Here is a 16217-nt window from a genome sequence, read left to right as displayed (position 1 = left end):
CGGGTTAGTTCGAAGTAGCGGGTATCAGCGCAGGTGCTGGCCGATCAGCGCCAGGTTCTGGATGACGGCCAAGCCGAACTGCGCGGTGTCATTGGTGGAAACCGTGGGTGCTTCGTCCACCGGAAGCAGCACATGGGGCGGCTCGATGGTCCGCAAAGTGAACGCCGATTCGTGGTTCAGGTGCTCCCCGCCCTCGCTGAAGCTCTCCCAGGCGCGGTCCGCCAGGTCACGATCCTGCAAACGCGCCGCCGCATAAGCGCTCAAACGGCTGTGCGCCTGGGTGAGGTAGATGCCGGCCAGCGGTTCACCCACCTCCGCCACCTGCTCTTCCTTGGTCCCCAGGAACAGCCGGCAATACTGCAGCCAGGCCCGCTCGAACTCCGGATTATCCACCAGGTCCACCAGCTCGCTGCAGATCTCCACCAGGCCGAACACGGCACTGAGATGGGACACGGAAATCATCTCCCGGCCGGTATCAAAGCGGCCCTTGTCCAGGTCATACAGTGCTTCGCCGGTGAGGAAGCCGTACCTGAGCGCGCCAATATCCGCCATGGTTCCCAGCAGCCGGTCGCGGGAGCGGGGGTTGCCGGTGCGCTCCCAGTCGGTGAGCCAGGTGGCGGCGAGTGAGCCCCAGTCCGTGCCCAGCCCCACGCCCAGGGCGCCGCGGTTGGGCCGGTAGGTGTCGGCGTCCGGGCGGACCTTGCGGACCGGGTCCAGGCCTAGGAAGTTCTGGTCGCTGTCCACCAGCTCTGTCAGCAGGTCGCCGGTGCGCTCGTCCGCCGTGAGGTAGTAGTAGAAACGTCGGTAGGCGGGCGTGCTGATGCGCAGCTGCTTGGCACTGCAGCCCCAGTGCTGCACGTTGTGCCGGGAACCCAGGCCCTTCCACGGGCCCAGGTGGTAGACGTCCACCTCGCCGGTATGCCGGGTCATGGCCTCGGCGAAGCGGAAGATGTCCGCGCGGCCGGAGCGCAGGTAGGAGTACCAGAGCCAGAGGTCCGGCGAGAGTTCCGAGTTGTCCCAGGCGTAGCCGCCCACGTCGTACCGCCACACGTGCCGGTCGAAGTCGTAGGTATGCATTACGTCGCCGAAGTTCCAGAACCCGTACCAGCGCCGCTGCTCCACCTGGCCGGCGTAGAAATCGAAGAGGAAGTCGAGGTGGTCCTCGAGCCGTGCCCGCGCGGGGGTGCCCCGGTCCACCGGATCCCAGTCGCCGAACACGCCCACCGAGTGCAGGTACTCCGGGGTGGCCTGGAGCAGCGCCGGTGAGGATGCTGCAGCGGCGTCGGCGGCGAGGCTTTCAGTGGACGGGGTGGCGTCGTAGGCGAACAGTGTTAACTCATGTGTGCGGGCAATTCCGCTGGGGTTCCCGAAGCCCGGTTCGTAGTCCTCGTACGTGATCTCCAGGCCTTCGAGCTGTTCCTCGAATGTGTCCTGGCCCAGGCCGTCGTGGTAGAACCGCAGGTCCATGGGCTGGGCCTCGGGGGAGTAGAGCCAGGCTGTCACGGTGGCATCGGCTCCGGCGGCGCCGCGGATGTCCAGCTGCCCCGGGTGGGACTGCCAGAAGTCCTTGATGCCGACGCCCAGCCCGCCGCGCGTGTCGCTCAGGGAGCAGAAGCCGGCGGAGCGGGTCCCGCCGGAAACGCCCACCCAGCCGTGGCCCGGTGCTGTCCGTTTGCGCAGTTCGAAGCCGTCCGCGCTGAGCTGGGTCAGTGTGTAGTCGCCCCAGGAAGGGATCAGGTGCAGGCGTTCGGAGACTTCGGGGTTCCAGGTGCCCGGGGAGGGGGTGGCGCGTCCGGCGATCTGGGCGGCGCGCACGTCCGCACCAGGATCCCGGCGCAGGCCGGTGAGCCCACGGACCGCCTCCGTGAGGAAGCCGCTGTCGGCCCCTGAAATCCGGATGTGCCGGTTGTGCAGCTCGGCTTCCAGCGGCACGGTGAAGCGGACGCCCAGGCCGGCCAGGAAGTCGCTGTCCGCGTCGCCGTCCCAGATAAAGGAATGCACCATCCGCACGCTGCGGGCATTGGCGTAGAAGTAGAAACGGACCACGAACGGCAGCCAGCTGCGGCCCCCGCTGCCGGCGTTGTCCTGGCGGTGGCGGCCGTCCAGCCGGACCACGGCGCGCACCGGCCCGTCCTGTTCAAGCACCACGGCGGTGACCTCGCCGGTGAACTGCTGGCGGCTGGCGGTGCCCACCTCTTCCGGGATGCCGTCCTGGAGGAGGCTCACCAGGCGTGCGTCGCGTGCCACGGTCCGGCCGTCGCGGGTGAGGCTGGTGAAGAGCGTGGAGCCGCTGCGGCTGATCTCCATCTGCAGGGCGCCGGTGTCCACGGTGAGGGCGTCGGGGCTTTCGGTGACGCTGACGCGGGCGCCGCCCTGGGCTTCCGGAACGCCCGACGGCGGCGCGTCGCCTTCCGAAGGTCCGGCGCCGGCGTCGTGCCTCACCTGGTAGCTGGACGACGGCGAATCCGTTGCCGGAAGCGCGATCCCGGCCCACTTCAGCGAGCCGTCGGGCCAGGTGGCCAGGGGCCAGGCCTGGCTGGGAACGCTGGCGCCGCCGGCGTCCGTCACTGTCAACGCGTCGGGTCCGTGGACGGTGCCGCGGGGGAAGGGCATCCCCCAGGTGGTTCCGCTGCTGGTCCCTGCCGGTGCTTCGCCGTCGATCCACCTGATGAGGGTACTGTCCGTCATGTTGTCCGTTCCCGCTGGTTTGTGGCGCGCAGAATAAACCCCCGCCACTGCAAGGGAAAGCGCTTTCTTGAATGGTTTCAAACCTACTGCGCGGGGTGCGGGGTGGCAAGGGGTGGCCGAAAATTGCGGGGACTTTCAGCCCCTGGATCAGGACTTCGGGTGCGGTTCGTCCGGAATGTCGGCTCCCTCCGCGGGGTCCTGGGAATGGGCCCTGACGTCGTCCGAGGGATCCGCGTCCGGGTCGCCCTCCGCCGGAGACTCCGGGTGGACCCGCTCGTCGCGCAATGGATTTTCGGTCATCGCTGCCTGCTCCTTTGCTGGTGCCGCGGCTCGGTGGCGGCGGTACTGAACATTGAGCGCCCTTGCCTGCTGCGTGTCAATGGCGCTTGCGGGAACCTCTGGCCGGCCCGGGCCGGGTGCCCGCCGTCCCAGCGACGGCGGGCCTTCGAGTCTCTTGCGGCCCTTTTGCAGGGCCGGGGTTGGTGCTGCCGGGGCTTAGTCAGTCCAGCGGCAGGGTGACCGTCACCGAGGTGCCGTGGCCGGGGCGGGAATCGATGTCCACGGAGCCGCCCGCTTCCTCAACCGCAACCGCCATGAGGCGGAGGCCGTAGCCGTGGCGCCGCCCGCGGTTGGCGCGGCTGCAATCAAAGCCCGTGCCGTCGTCGGCCACTTTCATCCGGATCCTGTGGTCCACCACCGCAAGCTGCACGCTGAGTTCGGATGCGTCCGAGTACTTGTAGGCGTTGCTGATCACTTCGCGTGCCGACTGGTACAGCAGGGACGCACAGTCCGCCGGGATCTCAATGCCCCAGTGCGGAGTATCCCAACGGACCGCGGTCCCGCGTTGGCGGAGGGGCCCGGTCAGCCGGTCAATGCAGCCGGCCAGCCCCAGGGTGTGGAAGTCGAGTGGGTGCTGGTCCGTGAGGACCCCGCCCACCGCGATGACGTCCTTGTCATATGCTGTTTCGTTTCCCATGACTTCGTGCTCCCCAAACTGGCTTGCCCTTCTTCGTCCAGCGTGGACCCGCAACTGCAGCGGTCAGTAAGGTTTGGGTCAAGATCGCATCAATTCTGCGTGCGGGACGTGCCTTCGGCGCGCATGTTTGCGTAGGAGCTGTTGCTTAGGAATCGTCCCCGGGGGTACGCCTTGTGGGACATGGCTCCCGCTGGGGGAGACGGAAAGTGGGAAACATGCCCGTATGGCTGCAGGCCCTGATGTGGGGCACCATCGCCGGTGCCGCCCTGGTCCTGGGCGCAGCACTGTCCTGGCGGTGGTCGCTGCCGTCCAAGCTGGTGTCCTCGATCATGTCCTTCGGAGCGGGTGTGCTGATCTCCGCCCTGGCGTTCGAGCTGGTGGACGAGGCCGTCCAGGGCGGCGGACTTTGGCCCACGGTGGCTGGCTTCCTGGCCGGCGCCGTGGTGTACGTGGGTGCCAACATGCTGCTGGCCCGGGCGGGTGCCAAGCACCGGAAGAGGTCCGGCGGCCAGCAGCCCTCCGAAAAGGACGATCCGGGCAGCGGGACGGCCATCGCCGTCGGGGCGCTGCTGGATGGCGTGCCCGAGTCCGTGGTCCTGGGTGTGACCATGCTTGCCGGCGGAGCGGTGAGCCCGGCCATGATGGCTGCCGTCTTCATCTCCAATGTTCCCGAAGGGCTGTCCGGAACAGCCGGCATGAAGAAGGCCGGCCGGAGCGCCGGGTACGTCTTCGGACTGTGGGGCGGGATTGCGCTCCTCAGTGGCATCGCAGCACTCATGGGATACACGCTGCTGGAAAACGCGCCGGAGGAACTGGTGGCGTTCATAACGTCCGTGGCCGCCGGCGGGATCCTGGCCATGCTGGCGGACACCATGATCCCCGAGGCCTTCGAGGAGCACCACAACCTGACGGGGCTTACGGCCTCCGTGGGCTTCCTGACGGCCTTTACCATCCACCACGTAGGCGGATAGCGTTCCCGGAAGAAAAGGTGAGGCCGTCGGCGTCTGACTCAGGACGCGTCAGCCGCACCCAACGGGGTGCGTTCGTACTCCTCGATCACCACTCCGGACTCGAATGTCCGCGACTTGACGGGCTGGAAGCCGGACGGCTCAAAGGCGGTGTCCCCGAACAGCGGGATGCCTGACCCAAGGACAACCGGGTTGCGTTTGAGGATGATCCTGTCGATCTCGGGCAGCAGCGCCCCGGCCAGCGCGCCGCCGCCGCAGAGGTAGATGTCCAGCCCTTCCTCCTGTTTGAGGCTTCGGACGGTGGCCAGGGCGTCGTCGGTGAACGTGACTGCCGGGTTGGTGCTGGTCCTGGTGCGGGTGGCGACGTACTCGTGCAGGTGGGTGTAGGGGCTCTCGATGCCCACGGCGAGGCCGACGTTGTAGCTGTTCCAGCCCTGGATGACGGTGTCGAAACGGTTCTTGGGCGCCTCGATGCCAAGCCCTCCGAGGACATGGGTGGGCAGGGCATCGGCGAACTCCGTGAAGAGCACCTGCATGTGGTCGCCCTCGACGGGGAAGACGTCGAATGATCCGTCCGGTGCCGCGATGTAGCCGTCAACCGATGCTGCGACGTAGTAGACAAGTTCCCGCACAATTACCCCCATCACGATGAATGCCTTTTAGAGGACGATATCGGACGGCCGGGGGACCGCTGAAGGCCGACCTGCCAGTCAGCGTGTAGCGTGCAGGGAGATCAATCAGCCTGAGGGGGCAGCGCTTGAACATTATTGACTACCTGATGATCGCCGTATTTCTGGCGGCGGCCATGGTGTTGGCGTTTGCCGTTTCGCGGTTCAGGAATGCCCGGTGGCTGGGGCTCGGGCTCGCCGTGGTGGCCGTCGGCCTGGCTGTGTTCCAGTACGGGCCGTGGGAAACCCGCCCCACCCTGAAAGTCCTGGAGAAGACGGCCACGGCCGAAGATGTGGTTTCCGCGAATTACGCCCTGTACGGCGGGATCGACACGGAATCTGCCAGGTACTTGGGGACGAGGTCAGGATCCAAAGTCTTTGTCGCCACCAGGGACGCGAATGGCGAGGAAATCATCTGCCTGCTGATTGAAGCAGGTGACGCGCAGGGGCCTCCGATGGCCGGGTGCGCCGGCATGGTCTCCGCTCACGATCCCATCGTCACAATGAGCGACCAGGCGGGACGCGAGCTGACCCTCGTTCCTGACCAGTACGACACCAATGAGCTGCAGGCAGCCGGGTGGACGAAGATCAGCGACAACCTCTTCAGGGGACGGCAATGACCGGGCAGAAACCGACAGTTCCATTGACGCCCTTTTGGAAATTGATGATCACCTTCGCCGCCGTGGCCGGTGTGGGCACGTGCTTGGCCCTCGGGCTTCTGTACGTGCGTTTCTTCCTGGCGATTCCAGGAACGGTTGAGGTGCTGGAACGGCAGTTGACGAAGCAGGATGCCGTCCCTGCGATCCAGGACGAAGACGGGGAGGCGACGATCCGCGAGTCGAGGTTTCTGGCCACATATGAGTCCATGACCTACTACGCCACGCCGGGTTTGGTCCCCGGGGTGGCATGCCTGGTGGGTACGTACCCGTGGGACGACGAATTCGGTTACTGGGAAGCATGTAACGAGATTGGCGACGGCCGGGACATCCTGGTGGATGTGGCGGACCCGGATGACAGGGTTGTTCTTTTCGTGCCCGATCAGTTCGACCACGCCCCGCTGGAACGCGACGGGTGGGTGACACTGCACCGGAACCTGCTGATCCAGCCTTTAGCCGAAGTTCAACAGCCCGCCCAACCGCTCCTTCGCAACGCGGGGCGTCACTCTACGGTCCACTGACTGCGGGTCATGCTTCGTGGCCGTCTGGCTATCACTAGGGCTGAACACCCTTGGACAGTGCAGTCATACCATGCGGCGCCGCTGCCACTGCCACGCATGCCAGAAAAGCAGGCAAAGGACCAACACCGTTCCAATTAAGAGCGAGTGGGGCGCGAAGGTCATCACGACGAATGAAACGGTGGGAGGCCCGCCCATAAGCCCGGTGGTGAACATCATGGTCGCCAGGGCCCAGATTCCGCCGGTAACCAGTGACGTGGCCAACAGCCACAGCACTGAGATGAACGGGTTCACGGACCAACGTGAATACTGCCGGAGCGGCATCGGTTCTGCCGTGGACGCGAGACCCTGTGTACTGCCGTCCTGGTCAACTTCCCGAAATCCGACATCACTGGCAGATGGCTGCTGCATAGTTCCCCCTGTGGTCCTTCACCCTGCTTTTCGATTGAACGTCAACCCTAGTGCCAATCCCTCGACTCGCTGAAGCTGCTTGAGCCTCCCGTTGGTCAGGCTGGGCCCGCGGCAGCCACGAGGTGTTCAATCTCGTCCGCCAGGTCTGCGACTGGGCGGCGAGCATCGAGCTCGAGGGTTGCGCCGCTCCGAAGCAGCGGTTCGACGTCGAGAACGTATTGGCGGATAGCGGATTGGTCAGCTTCGGAGCGGCCGTAGGAATTGTTCGCACGAACTGACACCCGCTGGATCAGGACCTCCACCGGTGCGCTGAGCAGAACGACGGCGGAGAAACCGCCATAGAAGCGACCTTGATTCTCAACTGTCCCCGAGATGATAAGGGATGAACTGGACGCGAGGAGCGCCGAGATCCGTGGTTCGTCCCATGTTCCGTCAGGAAGCACCCAACCGTCGTAATCGGTGTCGACCGTTCTGTAGCCCCGCTGGGACAACTCATGCAGCACTGTTGTCTTTCCCGCCCCTGACATGCCGGTGATGAGAATGCGAGCCATGGGAATCAGGGTAGCTGAGGCGCAAACGCTGCCTGGCGTCATTCGCAGCGAGAGAGAATCTCGAAACCGCCCGTGAATTTGCTGCGTGTTTGGATGGAGCATGGCCATCATCAACGTTGTAGCGGCCAAGGACCTACCACTCAGCGAAATCCTTGAGCTGTACCGTGCCGTGGAATGGCTTGCCTACGTAAATGAGCCCGACACGCTGGTACGGGCGCTGGAAGGATCTTCCACACTCGTGGCCGCGCACGATGGGCAGATGCTGGTTGGGTTAGCACGTATCGTTTCCGATGGGGCTTCGATCTGCTATCTGCAGGACATCCTTGTTAGGCCATCGCATCAGGGAAGAGGTATAGGGCGAGCCCTCGCCGAACGGGCGCTCGGACAGTATCCGCATGTTCGTCAGAAAGTCCTCATCACCGACAACGAGCCGAAGCAGAAAGCCTTCTACGAAGCGCTCGGCTACACCCAGGTCGAGGAATTCCAGGGAGGTTCGGTCAGAGTCTTTGTCCGATTCGACTGACTAAGCCGCCCGTCAGCCCATGGAACCGCGATCGAACCTGCGCCGACCGGATGTTGCTTCAAGGAAGCATCGAGGAACTGGGAAGGCAGTAGAGTTGCCGGATGCTTGAGATCAGGCCAAACTGCGAGTGTTGCGATCGCGATATCTCTCCATCAGCCGAGGCGTACATCTGCACCTTCGAGTGCACTTGGTGTCCGGACTGCGTGGAACGATTCCCGAATCGTTCGTGCCCAAACTGCGGAGGAGACCTGCAGCGCCGCCCTACCCGGCCCGGCGTCGCGCTGGCCAACAATCCGGCCAGCACTCATAGGGTTGTTTCTCCGGGTTGCCTTGAGAAGGCAGCACGCGCCTAGTTGTTCAGGGCCAGGACATTGGTTTCATCTCCATGTTCCGCCGTACGGCTCGCCAGACCCCGACAGGCAGGCGGATCCTCGTCGGATGCGTTCTGGCTGGCCCGCCCGATTGCCCATGTTGGGCTGATCCGACCGGGGATACCGCCCTCAGGCGCTGGCCAGGACCGGTGCCGCCAGCCGTCCGTCCCGCATGGTGGCCACGGCGTCCGTCAGCGGCAGGAACTCGGTATCGTGCGTAACCATCACCGTGGCCACCGAGAATTCCGTGGTGACCCGGCGCAGCAGCCGGACGATTGCCTCGCTGCGCTCATGATCCAGCGCCGCCGTCGGCTCATCCACCAGCAGCACCCTGGGGCTGCCCATCAGCGCGCGGGCGATGTTGACGCGCTGGCGCTGGCCGCCGGAGAGCTGGTGCGGCAGCTTCCGGGCGCTCGCTGAGAGCCCGACGACGTCCAGCAGTTCGGCGGCCCTGTCCCGGGCGGCCCGGGCTGGCTTGCCGCGCAGGTGGTCGGTGATGATCAGCTGTTCCGCAGCGGTCAGGGAGGGGAGCAGGTTGGGCTGCTGGAAAATAATGCCGATCCTGCTGCGCCGCAGCGCCGTCAGTTCCTTGTCCTTGAGCCCGGTGGTGTCCGTGCCGTCGATAAGAACCTGCCCGCGGGTGGGCCGGACCAGGGTGGCGGCGGTGGCCAGGAGGCTGGATTTCCCGGAGCCCGAAGGCCCCACAAGCGATAACAGCTTCCCGGCGTGCGCGGTGAAGCTGACCCGGTCCAGGGCGGTGGTGGTTCCGGTGCCGTCAGGGTATTCGAGGGTCACGTCAACGAGGTCCAGGGGAGCGGGGGTGGGGAAAGCAGACATCGGGTTTCCTTTCAGGAAGTGGGGTTTTCAGTTGCCGCCGAGGGCCAGGAGGGCATCCACCCGGGTGGCGCGCCGGACGGCCAGGGCGGCACCGGCAAGGCCCAAGGCGATGATCCCGACGACGGGAAGCACCGCGGTGCCTACGTTCAGCAGGAACGGGGCGGCCTGCGCGGCCAGCGTCCCCGCAGCAACACCCACGGCCCCGCCGGCGGCGGCACCTGCCACCAGGACGATGGCGGCCTGGGCGATGGCGTCGCGGAGGATGTAGGACGCGGGCGCCCCCATGGCCTTGAGAACGGCAATGTCCCGGGTCCGCTGGATGGTCCACACGGTCAGGAAGGCCACGATCACCAGCGCCGCGATGCCGTAGAGGAACGCCTGCATGAGGGTCAGGGACCCGTTCTCGCTCTTGTATGATCCCAAAGCCTGGAAGGATCCGGTGCGGGATTCACTGACCGTGCCCGCCGCGGCATTGGCCACTGTCTCGTCCACCTGCGCACCGTCCGCAAAGGTGACGGCAACAACCGTGGCCAGCTGCCCGCCGTCGGACACGTGCGCCACCCTGGACCACTGGGGAAGGTCCGTCCACACCACGCTGGTGTGCGAATACCACTGGTCCGGGACCACCGCGGCAACGGCGAGTTCCACACCGCCGACGCCTACTGTGTCGCCCCGCCGCACGGACAGCGCGTCCGCCACCGAGGCGCCCAGCACCGCCGTCCCGGGCGCCACCGAAGCGGGCGCCAGGGGGCTGCCCGCAGGAACCCCGAAGACAGCCACGTTGGCCGTCCCGGAACCGTCAGCGGTCTGCAGCCGGGTCTGCGTGATGCCCAGCGGCTCGGCCGCGGCCACCCCCGGCTGCTCCTTCCAGCGGTCCACCTGCCCGGCAGTCACCGAACTCTCCGTGTACGAAGCCTTGGGGGCGCCCGTCCCCGGTGCGCCGAACGCGACGGCGTCAACGGGCCTGGACCCGGCGGCTCCGCCGAGCTTGCCGATGGCGGACGTGGACTGCTCGGCCAGACCAGCCGTCAGGCCGGTCAGCATCACCAGCAGCAGGGTGATCAGGGCTACGACGCCGCCCATCATGGCGAACCGGCCTTTGGCGAAGCGGATATCGCGGATTGCCAGGAACACGTTGTTCTTCTCTCAGCAGGAGTGGAATTGAGTAATTCCACTCTCCCGCCGGGCAGCGGCCCGGGCATCGCGGAGACGGTTGATCCCCTGCCGCCATGGGGTGGAGTCCGGAGTCAACCATTTGATTGATCCGCCGCAGGCAGCCCCGGCATAAGCTGGGGGAATGCCCGCCGCGCCCACAACGACATCCCCGGACAGAGCCGGCGGAAGCCCGTCGCGGGGACCCCTGGACGCCGTGGAGAATGCGTCGTCCGCAGCAATCCTGAAGGTTCTCCGCGTCACCCTGCACACCGGGTTCGCGGTGCTGCTGGGCGTGGCCCTGGTCCGGATCCTGATGACCGGCGGTCCGCTGCGCTGGCTCTGGGCGGGGGTGGCGGTGGTTCTCGCCAGCGTGTACCTGGCCGGAACGGTCCTTGAAAAGCGCCATGCGGAGGGCCGGACCAGTATGGATCCGCGCCGCTTCGCCCTCCTGTGGCTGGTGCTGGTGACGGGGCTGTGGGCCTTCCTGCTGGCCGGGAGCGCCGACTTCGCGTGGCTGGCGTTCCCCATTTTCTTCCTGCACCTGCACCTGCTGCCCCGGCGCGCGGCGCTGCTGACCATCACGCTGATGACGGCGGCGGTGATCGCCTCCCAATGGGTAGCCAGCGGTGCCCCCGTTCCGCACGTGGCCGCCGTCGTGGGGCCCGCGCTCGGCGCCATTTTCGCCGTCATCACGGGGCTGGCCTACGCCGCCCTGTACCGCGAGGCCTTGAACCAGCGGCGCGCGGCCGATGAGCTGCGCCGGACACGCGAGGAGCTGGCCCGGTCCCAGCATGAGGCCGGCGTGCTGGCGGAGCGGGAGCGGCTGGCCCGCGAAATCCACGACACCCTGGCCCAGGGCCTGTCCAGCATCGTGCTGCTGGGCCGGGCGGCCGAACAGTCCCTGGCCGGCGGCGACTCCACCGCGGCTGCCTCGCAGCTGGAGCTGGTGCAGCGGACGGCGGCGGAGAACCTGGCCGAGGCCCGCAGCTTTGTCCGCGGCCTGTCCTCGCCGCAGCTGGAGGGGAGCACCCTGGTGGACGCACTTCGCAGGTTGTGCGCCGCCACCGAGACAGGCGCCGCAGCGGCCGGGTTGCCGCTGCGCTGCCGGGTGGAGGTGGACGGTGATCCCCTGGACCTGCCCCAGCCGGTCCGCGTCACCCTGCTGCGCGCGGCCCAGGCGAGCCTTGCCAACGTCCGCGAACACGCCGGGGCGCGCACCGCCGTCGTGACCCTGGCGTTCCTGGGCACGGAGGTGACCATGGACATTTACGACGACGGCGCGGGCTTTGATCCGGACGCTGCGGCGGCCGCCGCGCACGGCGGCGGGGGCGGGTTCGGGCTGCGCTCGCTGCGGGAACGCGTTGCCGCCCTGAACGGCTCGCTGGAGCTGGAATCCGCTCCCGGCGAGGGCACCGTGGTGGCCATCCGGCTGCCGCTGGAGGGTCGGTGACGTCCGCGGGCGAGGTCCGGGTACTGCTGGTGGACGACCATCCAGTGGTCCGGGCCGGGCTGCGGGCCATGCTGGCGGGCTTCGAGGGGATCGCCATAGCCGCCGAGGCGTCCGACGGGCGGGCTGCGCTGAAGGAACTGAACCGGCTGTCCGCGCTGGGGGAACCGCCGGACGTTGTCCTCATGGACCTGCAGATGGGGCAGGGGATGGATGGGGTCACCGCCACCGTCGAGATCCGGAAACTGTCGGCGCCGCCGCCGGTGCTGATCCTGACCACGTACGATACCGACGCGGACATCCTCGCGGCCGTGGAGGCCGGCGCGAGCGGCTACATGTTGAAGGACGCCCCGCCCGAACAGCTGCGGCAGGGCGTCCTGCAGGCTGCGGCCGGCGGCACGGTGCTCGCGCCGAGGGCCGCCGCGCTGCTGATGGACCGGATCAGCAACCCCGGCACGTCGCTGACCCCGCGGGAGGTGCAACTGGTGGAACTGCTGGCCACCGGCCTGTCCAACCGGGCCATCGCCAAGCAGATCTTCATTTCCGAGGCGACAGTGAAGACGCACCTGGTCCATATCTACGGCAAACTCGGCGTGGACAACCGGACCGCGGCCATTGCCGCCGCCACCCAGCGGCGGATCATCCGGCCGCCCGCCGGGAATGGCTGATCGGTTTCAGGTCCGCTACCGGCTGCGGCCGGGCAACATGGCCCTGTTGCGCTGCGGCTCCCCGGCCTAGAATCACGGCCATGGCCACACCGCAGCAGCAGCCCCAAGCCGAGACCCTCACCATGGACGAATGCTGGCGATACCTCGAGTCCGCGTATATCGGCAGGCTGGCGGTGATCAACCGGGCGGTTCCGGAGATTTTCCCGGTCAATTTCGTGCCCGTGGACCGCACCATCCTGTTCCGCACGGCCCCCGGCGCGAAGCTCAACGCCCTGCTCAGCAGCACGCCGGTCGCGTTTGAAACGGACGGGCTGGGCACCTACAGCACCGAGGTGTGGAGCGTGGTGGTCAAGGGCATCCCCGGGCAGGTTCCGGAGGGTGAGGCGCCCGTTGAGCTGGCCGATCCGGACCGTGAACCGTGGCTGCCGGGGCCCAAGGACCATCTGATCCGCATTACTCCCACCGAAGTCACGGGCCGCAGGTTCCCGGTGCATTCACGGACCCGCTGGTGGCCGCCGCTCGACTTCTCCTCGGACTGGACCTGACGGAGGCGCTGTGACGAGTCACGGGCGGGATCTCTGACCCACTCTTGCCGCGCTAAGCGCTGGACCGGGGCAAGTGCGGGTGCGTCCTCGCCGCTCCGCGGGTCTTGGCTTGCTGTTGTCAGGTTGAGGTCGAAAGCTGCTGCATGGCGTGGTGCAGTAGGCGGCGTGTGGACTCTACCCTGACGCTCTGACCAGGGGGCCGACGTCCGGTTGAGGTGTACTTCTCCGGAAACGCTCCGTGGCCGCCGACTAGGCGACGCTGAGTACGCCGGTTCTAAGTATCGCTGGCACCAGCAGGGGATACTGCGGCCGAAAGGGTTTCCGGCTCGGCTCTTAACCCGTAAAGAGGGCGCTGGTTGGTCAGAACCAAGTCGCAAACTTCTTATCAACTAGCGAGCTCTTAAGACCGCGTATAGGTGAGGTCGGCCGACCGACCCCTTCACCGCAGGCTTCACGGCTACTCGACGTGAGCTAAGGATGCGTCATACCGGGCGCTTCATGGCTTGGACTGCAGTTTGTAACTTTAGTTGACATGTGACTAGCCTTGTCACATTCAGCTGATTGGGGGAATCATGTTGGTATCGGAAGCAAAGCTTTCTGGTAAGACGAAGCGTCTCATTTGGGGCATAGTTGGCGCCTCTTGCGTTGTGGTGCTGGTCTCGGCAGTAGCGGGGAACATCCCCCTACCGGGGTTGGCGATCGTCGCCGGGATGGTTGCCCTCACTTATTTGGTTATGAGCATGACCGTCACGATCGACGTCGAAACTGACCGTCTCGTGATTCGTTGCAAGCCTTTCTATGCGGCTACGCTGAGCTTCTCCAGTGTTCTCACAGCTCGCGAAGCCCCGTCAACGTCAGTGTCGGAAGGGTTCGGGATCCGGGCCTTGGGCAATAACACGAAGGGTGTACTGGTGGGAGGCCCCGCGGTCTTGTTAGAAACAACGGCTCGCAAATGGGTCGTTTCGGTGCCAAACCCCGGCTCTGTGGCCTCGCGCATTAACGAGAGCTTGCCACACACCTGAAAAAGTAGCAGTAAAACAGATAAATATTGGGGAAGAAAGCACTCAGCGCTGCGCTCGTATCCGGACTGTTGCTGACCGGTATTCTTTCTTCAGCGCAGGCCACTCAAGTGTCGAACCAGCAAGAGCTCACCAAAGGCGCAGTTCAAAAAAGCGACGGGAAGGGCGCGCGGTCGCTGTTTGAGCGATTTGGTTCGCAACCGGTGATCCTGCTTTGAACAGTGCCAGATTGTGCCGGATTAACGGTTTGTCCAGAGGGATTCATCCGGCGGAAGGGGAAGTCAACGCATACTGCTGCCCCTAGACCCTGCGCCACCCCTCTCGGTAGCGTGCACCCATGACCATCAAGCTTGAGAACGTGGGCATCGCCGTCCGGGACCTGGAAGAAACCATCGCCTTCTTCACCGATCTCGGCCTCACGGTGGTAGGGCGGGATACCGTCAGCGGCGAATGGACCGATACCGCCGTTGGCCTCGACGGCAACCATGCCAGGATTGCGATGCTCCAGACACCGGACGGCCACGGCCAGCTGGAACTCTTCGAGTACATCCATCCGAAGGCAATCGAGACGGAACCCACGCTGCCCAACGAAATTGGCATGCACCGTGTCGCCTTCTCCGTGGACAACATCGACAAAGCCCTGGAGATCGCCGCGAAGCACGGCTGCCTTCCGTTGCGCGGCGTGGCCACCTACCAGGACATCTACAAACTCTCCTATGTGCGCGGGCCCAGCGGCATTATCGTCATGCTCGCCGAAGCACTGAAGAAGGACTGACGACGGCGGGCTGCGGCGTTCCGGAACCCGTTCCCGGCGCCGCGCGCCGCCGTCGTCCGCCTGTTTCGGAAGGTGCGGCCTACTGGAGGCCCTGCCGCGCCAGGTCCGCGGTGACGACCCGGGCGAGTTCGGTAGCGCCGGCCCGGTTGGGGTGCAGGGTGTCGCCGGTCATGAACAGGGCGAGCGTCGCCTCCGGGCCGATCTGCGTGAAGTAGGCGGATGAGAGCACGTTCAGGTCCACCAGGGGGACGTCTTCCTCCTGTGCCAGGGCCACCGTGGAGTGCCGGTACCAGCGGTCCACCGAGGAGTGCACGCCGTCCACGAAATCGGTGGCGCGGCCCTGCGGGGTCACCAGGACCGGGGTGGCACCGGTGGCCGCCACCTGGCGGACCATGTCACGCATGATCTCCTTGAACTCCGCCTCGGTGGTGGCGTTCTTGGCGGCAGTGTCATTGATGCCCATCTCCAGCAGGAAGAGGTCGCCGGGCTTGATGTACTGCAGGATGGCCTCCAGCTGGCCGTCGTTGCGGAAACCGCGCGCGATCTGCCCGCCGGTGGCCATGTTGCGGACGTCGTACTCTTCCGGGTCGACGAACTGCGACAGCAGCTGGCCCCAGCCGCCCTGGACGCTGGAATCGAGCGGATAGTAGCTGGCGACCGTGGAATCGCCGCCCACCCAGATGGTGGGGTCCATCTCGGGATGGCGCGACACCTTCTCGATGTCCAGGGCGCTGAGTGTGAAGGCCGTGCCCACCTTGCCTTCCGTGACCAGGAGATTGAGCTGGCCGTCGGTTACCGGGATCTCGAAAGACGCCGTGGCGCCGTTTCCGGTCAGGTTCATCTCCTGGAAGACGCCTTCGGCGGCAACGCTTGCCCGTGACGTATCGCCGAGGGTGACGGTCACCCTGTACAGGCCTTCCTTGAGGTCCACGTTGAAGGTATTGCTGCTCTTGGTGCCGAACTCCATGAACCGGACGGCGTCGCTTCCCACCCCGGTTCCTTTGGCAGCCACGTTGGCCATGTGCCCGGGGGTGTTGAAGCCGTACCGGCGCTCCGGCGTGTAGGCATCCGAGGCGCTGACTCCCGTGTAGCCCTGTTCCACTGGCCCGCTGCCGAAGTCGAATCTGTAGTTGCTGGGCTCGGCCTGGGCAGCCGGGGCGGAGAACGCCAGTCCGGCTCCACTGGCCAGCGCGGTGGCGGCAAGACACCAGGCCAGGGGCGTTTGGTAGTTCCTGGTGCGGGCGCTGCGGGCGCTGCGGGCGGGAGGGGTTTGAGTCACGTTGATCTCCTTTGATAACGGTTGGAGCGGCACGGGTGCGTTGTATCGATTCAAAAGTGATGCAGGCAAGCATCTGGAACATGGAGGGAAGGTGGGGGCCTGAGGCCCGGAGCCGCTGTTACAACAGTTGTAACAGCGTTCAACTTTCTCAGTCAAGAGATT

The 16217-nt window shown here is 65.9% G+C and carries 18 protein-coding genes; 10 read left to right on the top strand and 8 right to left on the bottom strand.

Going from position 1 to position 16217, the window contains the following annotated elements; genetic code table 11:
* Positions 1–24: 24 nt before the first annotated feature.
* From ACP3TD_RS18135 to ACP3TD_RS18125, 3 genes are all read right to left on the bottom strand, one after another.
* Complete coding sequence (locus ACP3TD_RS18135) at positions 25–2688, bottom strand: Tat pathway signal sequence domain protein (RefSeq protein ID WP_426764372.1); 2664 nt, start codon at positions 2686–2688, stop codon at positions 25–27.
* A 147-nt stretch (positions 2689–2835) separates the two neighbouring features.
* Positions 2836–2988 (bottom strand): hypothetical protein, encoded by a 153-nt coding sequence (locus tag ACP3TD_RS18130; RefSeq protein WP_426764370.1) that lies wholly within the window; start codon positions 2986–2988, stop codon positions 2836–2838.
* Positions 2989–3187: 199 nt separating this feature from the next.
* The gene (locus ACP3TD_RS18125) at positions 3188–3664 is read right to left on the bottom strand and encodes a sensor histidine kinase (protein ID WP_426764369.1); all 477 of its coding nucleotides are present in this window, start codon (positions 3662–3664) and stop codon (positions 3188–3190) included.
* A 215-nt stretch (positions 3665–3879) separates the two neighbouring features.
* Between ACP3TD_RS18125 and ACP3TD_RS18120 the strand changes: the two genes are divergently transcribed.
* Positions 3880–4635: a ZIP family metal transporter gene (locus ACP3TD_RS18120; protein ID WP_426764368.1), complete on the top strand. Its 756-nt coding sequence runs from the start codon at positions 3880–3882 to the stop codon at positions 4633–4635.
* 38 nt (positions 4636–4673) lie between these two features.
* Here the strand turns inward: ACP3TD_RS18120 and ACP3TD_RS18115 are convergent, their stop codons facing one another.
* Positions 4674–5276, bottom strand: a complete 603-nt coding sequence (locus ACP3TD_RS18115; RefSeq protein ID WP_426767290.1) for a dihydrofolate reductase family protein — start codon at positions 5274–5276, stop codon at positions 4674–4676.
* A 113-nt stretch (positions 5277–5389) separates the two neighbouring features.
* Here ACP3TD_RS18115 and ACP3TD_RS18110 point away from each other — a divergent pair, with 113 nt between their 5' ends.
* Positions 5390–5920, top strand: coding sequence for a hypothetical protein (locus ACP3TD_RS18110; RefSeq protein WP_426764366.1), 531 nt, complete (start codon positions 5390–5392; stop codon positions 5918–5920).
* Positions 5917–6477: a hypothetical protein gene (locus ACP3TD_RS18105; RefSeq protein ID WP_426764365.1), complete on the top strand. Its 561-nt coding sequence runs from the start codon at positions 5917–5919 to the stop codon at positions 6475–6477. The genes ACP3TD_RS18110 and ACP3TD_RS18105 overlap by 4 nt, the downstream gene beginning before the upstream one ends.
* A gap of 503 nt (positions 6478–6980) precedes the next feature.
* Here the strand turns inward: ACP3TD_RS18105 and ACP3TD_RS18100 are convergent.
* Positions 6981–7436, bottom strand: coding sequence for an AAA family ATPase (locus tag ACP3TD_RS18100; protein ID WP_426764364.1), 456 nt, complete (start codon positions 7434–7436; stop codon positions 6981–6983).
* A 100-nt stretch (positions 7437–7536) separates the two neighbouring features.
* On the opposite strand from ACP3TD_RS18100, the gene ACP3TD_RS18095 reads away from it, so the two are divergent.
* Both ACP3TD_RS18095 and ACP3TD_RS18090 read left to right on the top strand, forming a co-directional pair.
* Positions 7537–7959, top strand: coding sequence for a GNAT family N-acetyltransferase (locus tag ACP3TD_RS18095; protein WP_426764363.1), 423 nt, complete (start codon positions 7537–7539; stop codon positions 7957–7959).
* 101 nt (positions 7960–8060) lie between these two features.
* Positions 8061–8312, top strand: a complete 252-nt coding sequence (locus tag ACP3TD_RS18090; RefSeq protein ID WP_426764362.1) for a DUF1272 domain-containing protein — start codon at positions 8061–8063, stop codon at positions 8310–8312.
* A 147-nt stretch (positions 8313–8459) separates the two neighbouring features.
* On the opposite strand, the gene ACP3TD_RS18085 is transcribed toward ACP3TD_RS18090, so the two are convergent.
* Positions 8460–9167 (bottom strand): ABC transporter ATP-binding protein, encoded by a 708-nt coding sequence (locus ACP3TD_RS18085; protein ID WP_426764361.1) that lies wholly within the window; start codon positions 9165–9167, stop codon positions 8460–8462.
* 27 nt (positions 9168–9194) lie between these two features.
* Positions 9195–10301 carry an FtsX-like permease family protein gene (locus ACP3TD_RS18080; RefSeq protein ID WP_426764360.1) on the bottom strand — a complete coding sequence of 369 codons (1107 nt, stop codon included), beginning with the start codon at positions 10299–10301 and terminating at the stop codon, positions 9195–9197.
* A gap of 163 nt (positions 10302–10464) precedes the next feature.
* Between ACP3TD_RS18080 and ACP3TD_RS18075 the strand changes: the two genes are divergently transcribed.
* From ACP3TD_RS18075 to ACP3TD_RS18055, 5 genes are all read left to right on the top strand, one after another.
* Positions 10465–11772: a sensor histidine kinase gene (locus ACP3TD_RS18075; RefSeq protein ID WP_426764358.1), complete on the top strand. Its 1308-nt coding sequence runs from the start codon at positions 10465–10467 to the stop codon at positions 11770–11772.
* Positions 11769–12437 (top strand): response regulator, encoded by a 669-nt coding sequence (locus ACP3TD_RS18070; RefSeq protein ID WP_426764357.1) that lies wholly within the window; start codon positions 11769–11771, stop codon positions 12435–12437. The genes ACP3TD_RS18075 and ACP3TD_RS18070 overlap by 4 nt, the downstream gene beginning before the upstream one ends.
* Before the next feature lie 80 nt (positions 12438–12517).
* Positions 12518–12982 carry a pyridoxamine 5'-phosphate oxidase family protein gene (locus ACP3TD_RS18065; protein WP_426764356.1) on the top strand — a complete coding sequence of 155 codons (465 nt, stop codon included), beginning with the start codon at positions 12518–12520 and terminating at the stop codon, positions 12980–12982.
* 1048 nt (positions 12983–14030) lie between these two features.
* Positions 14031–14219, top strand: a complete 189-nt coding sequence (locus ACP3TD_RS18060) for a hypothetical protein (RefSeq protein WP_426764355.1) — start codon at positions 14031–14033, stop codon at positions 14217–14219.
* 119 nt (positions 14220–14338) lie between these two features.
* A complete protein-coding gene (locus tag ACP3TD_RS18055) occupies positions 14339–14776 on the top strand; it encodes a VOC family protein (RefSeq protein WP_426764354.1) in 438 nt (145 codons plus the stop codon).
* A gap of 79 nt (positions 14777–14855) precedes the next feature.
* On the opposite strand, the gene ACP3TD_RS18050 is transcribed toward ACP3TD_RS18055, so the two are convergent.
* On the bottom strand, positions 14856–16055 hold the full coding sequence (locus tag ACP3TD_RS18050) for a rhamnogalacturonan acetylesterase (protein ID WP_426764353.1): 1200 nt from the start codon (positions 16053–16055) through the stop codon (positions 14856–14858).
* Positions 16056–16217: the final 162 nt, after the last annotated feature.

The sequence above is a fragment of the Pseudarthrobacter sp. 1G09 genome (genome assembly GCF_050038305.1).
In the GTDB taxonomy this organism is placed as follows: Bacteria; Actinomycetota; Actinomycetes; order Actinomycetales; family Micrococcaceae; genus Arthrobacter; species Arthrobacter equi.
Note: the sequence above shows the minus strand (reverse complement) of the source record. Positions and strands in the feature narration are given on the sequence as shown.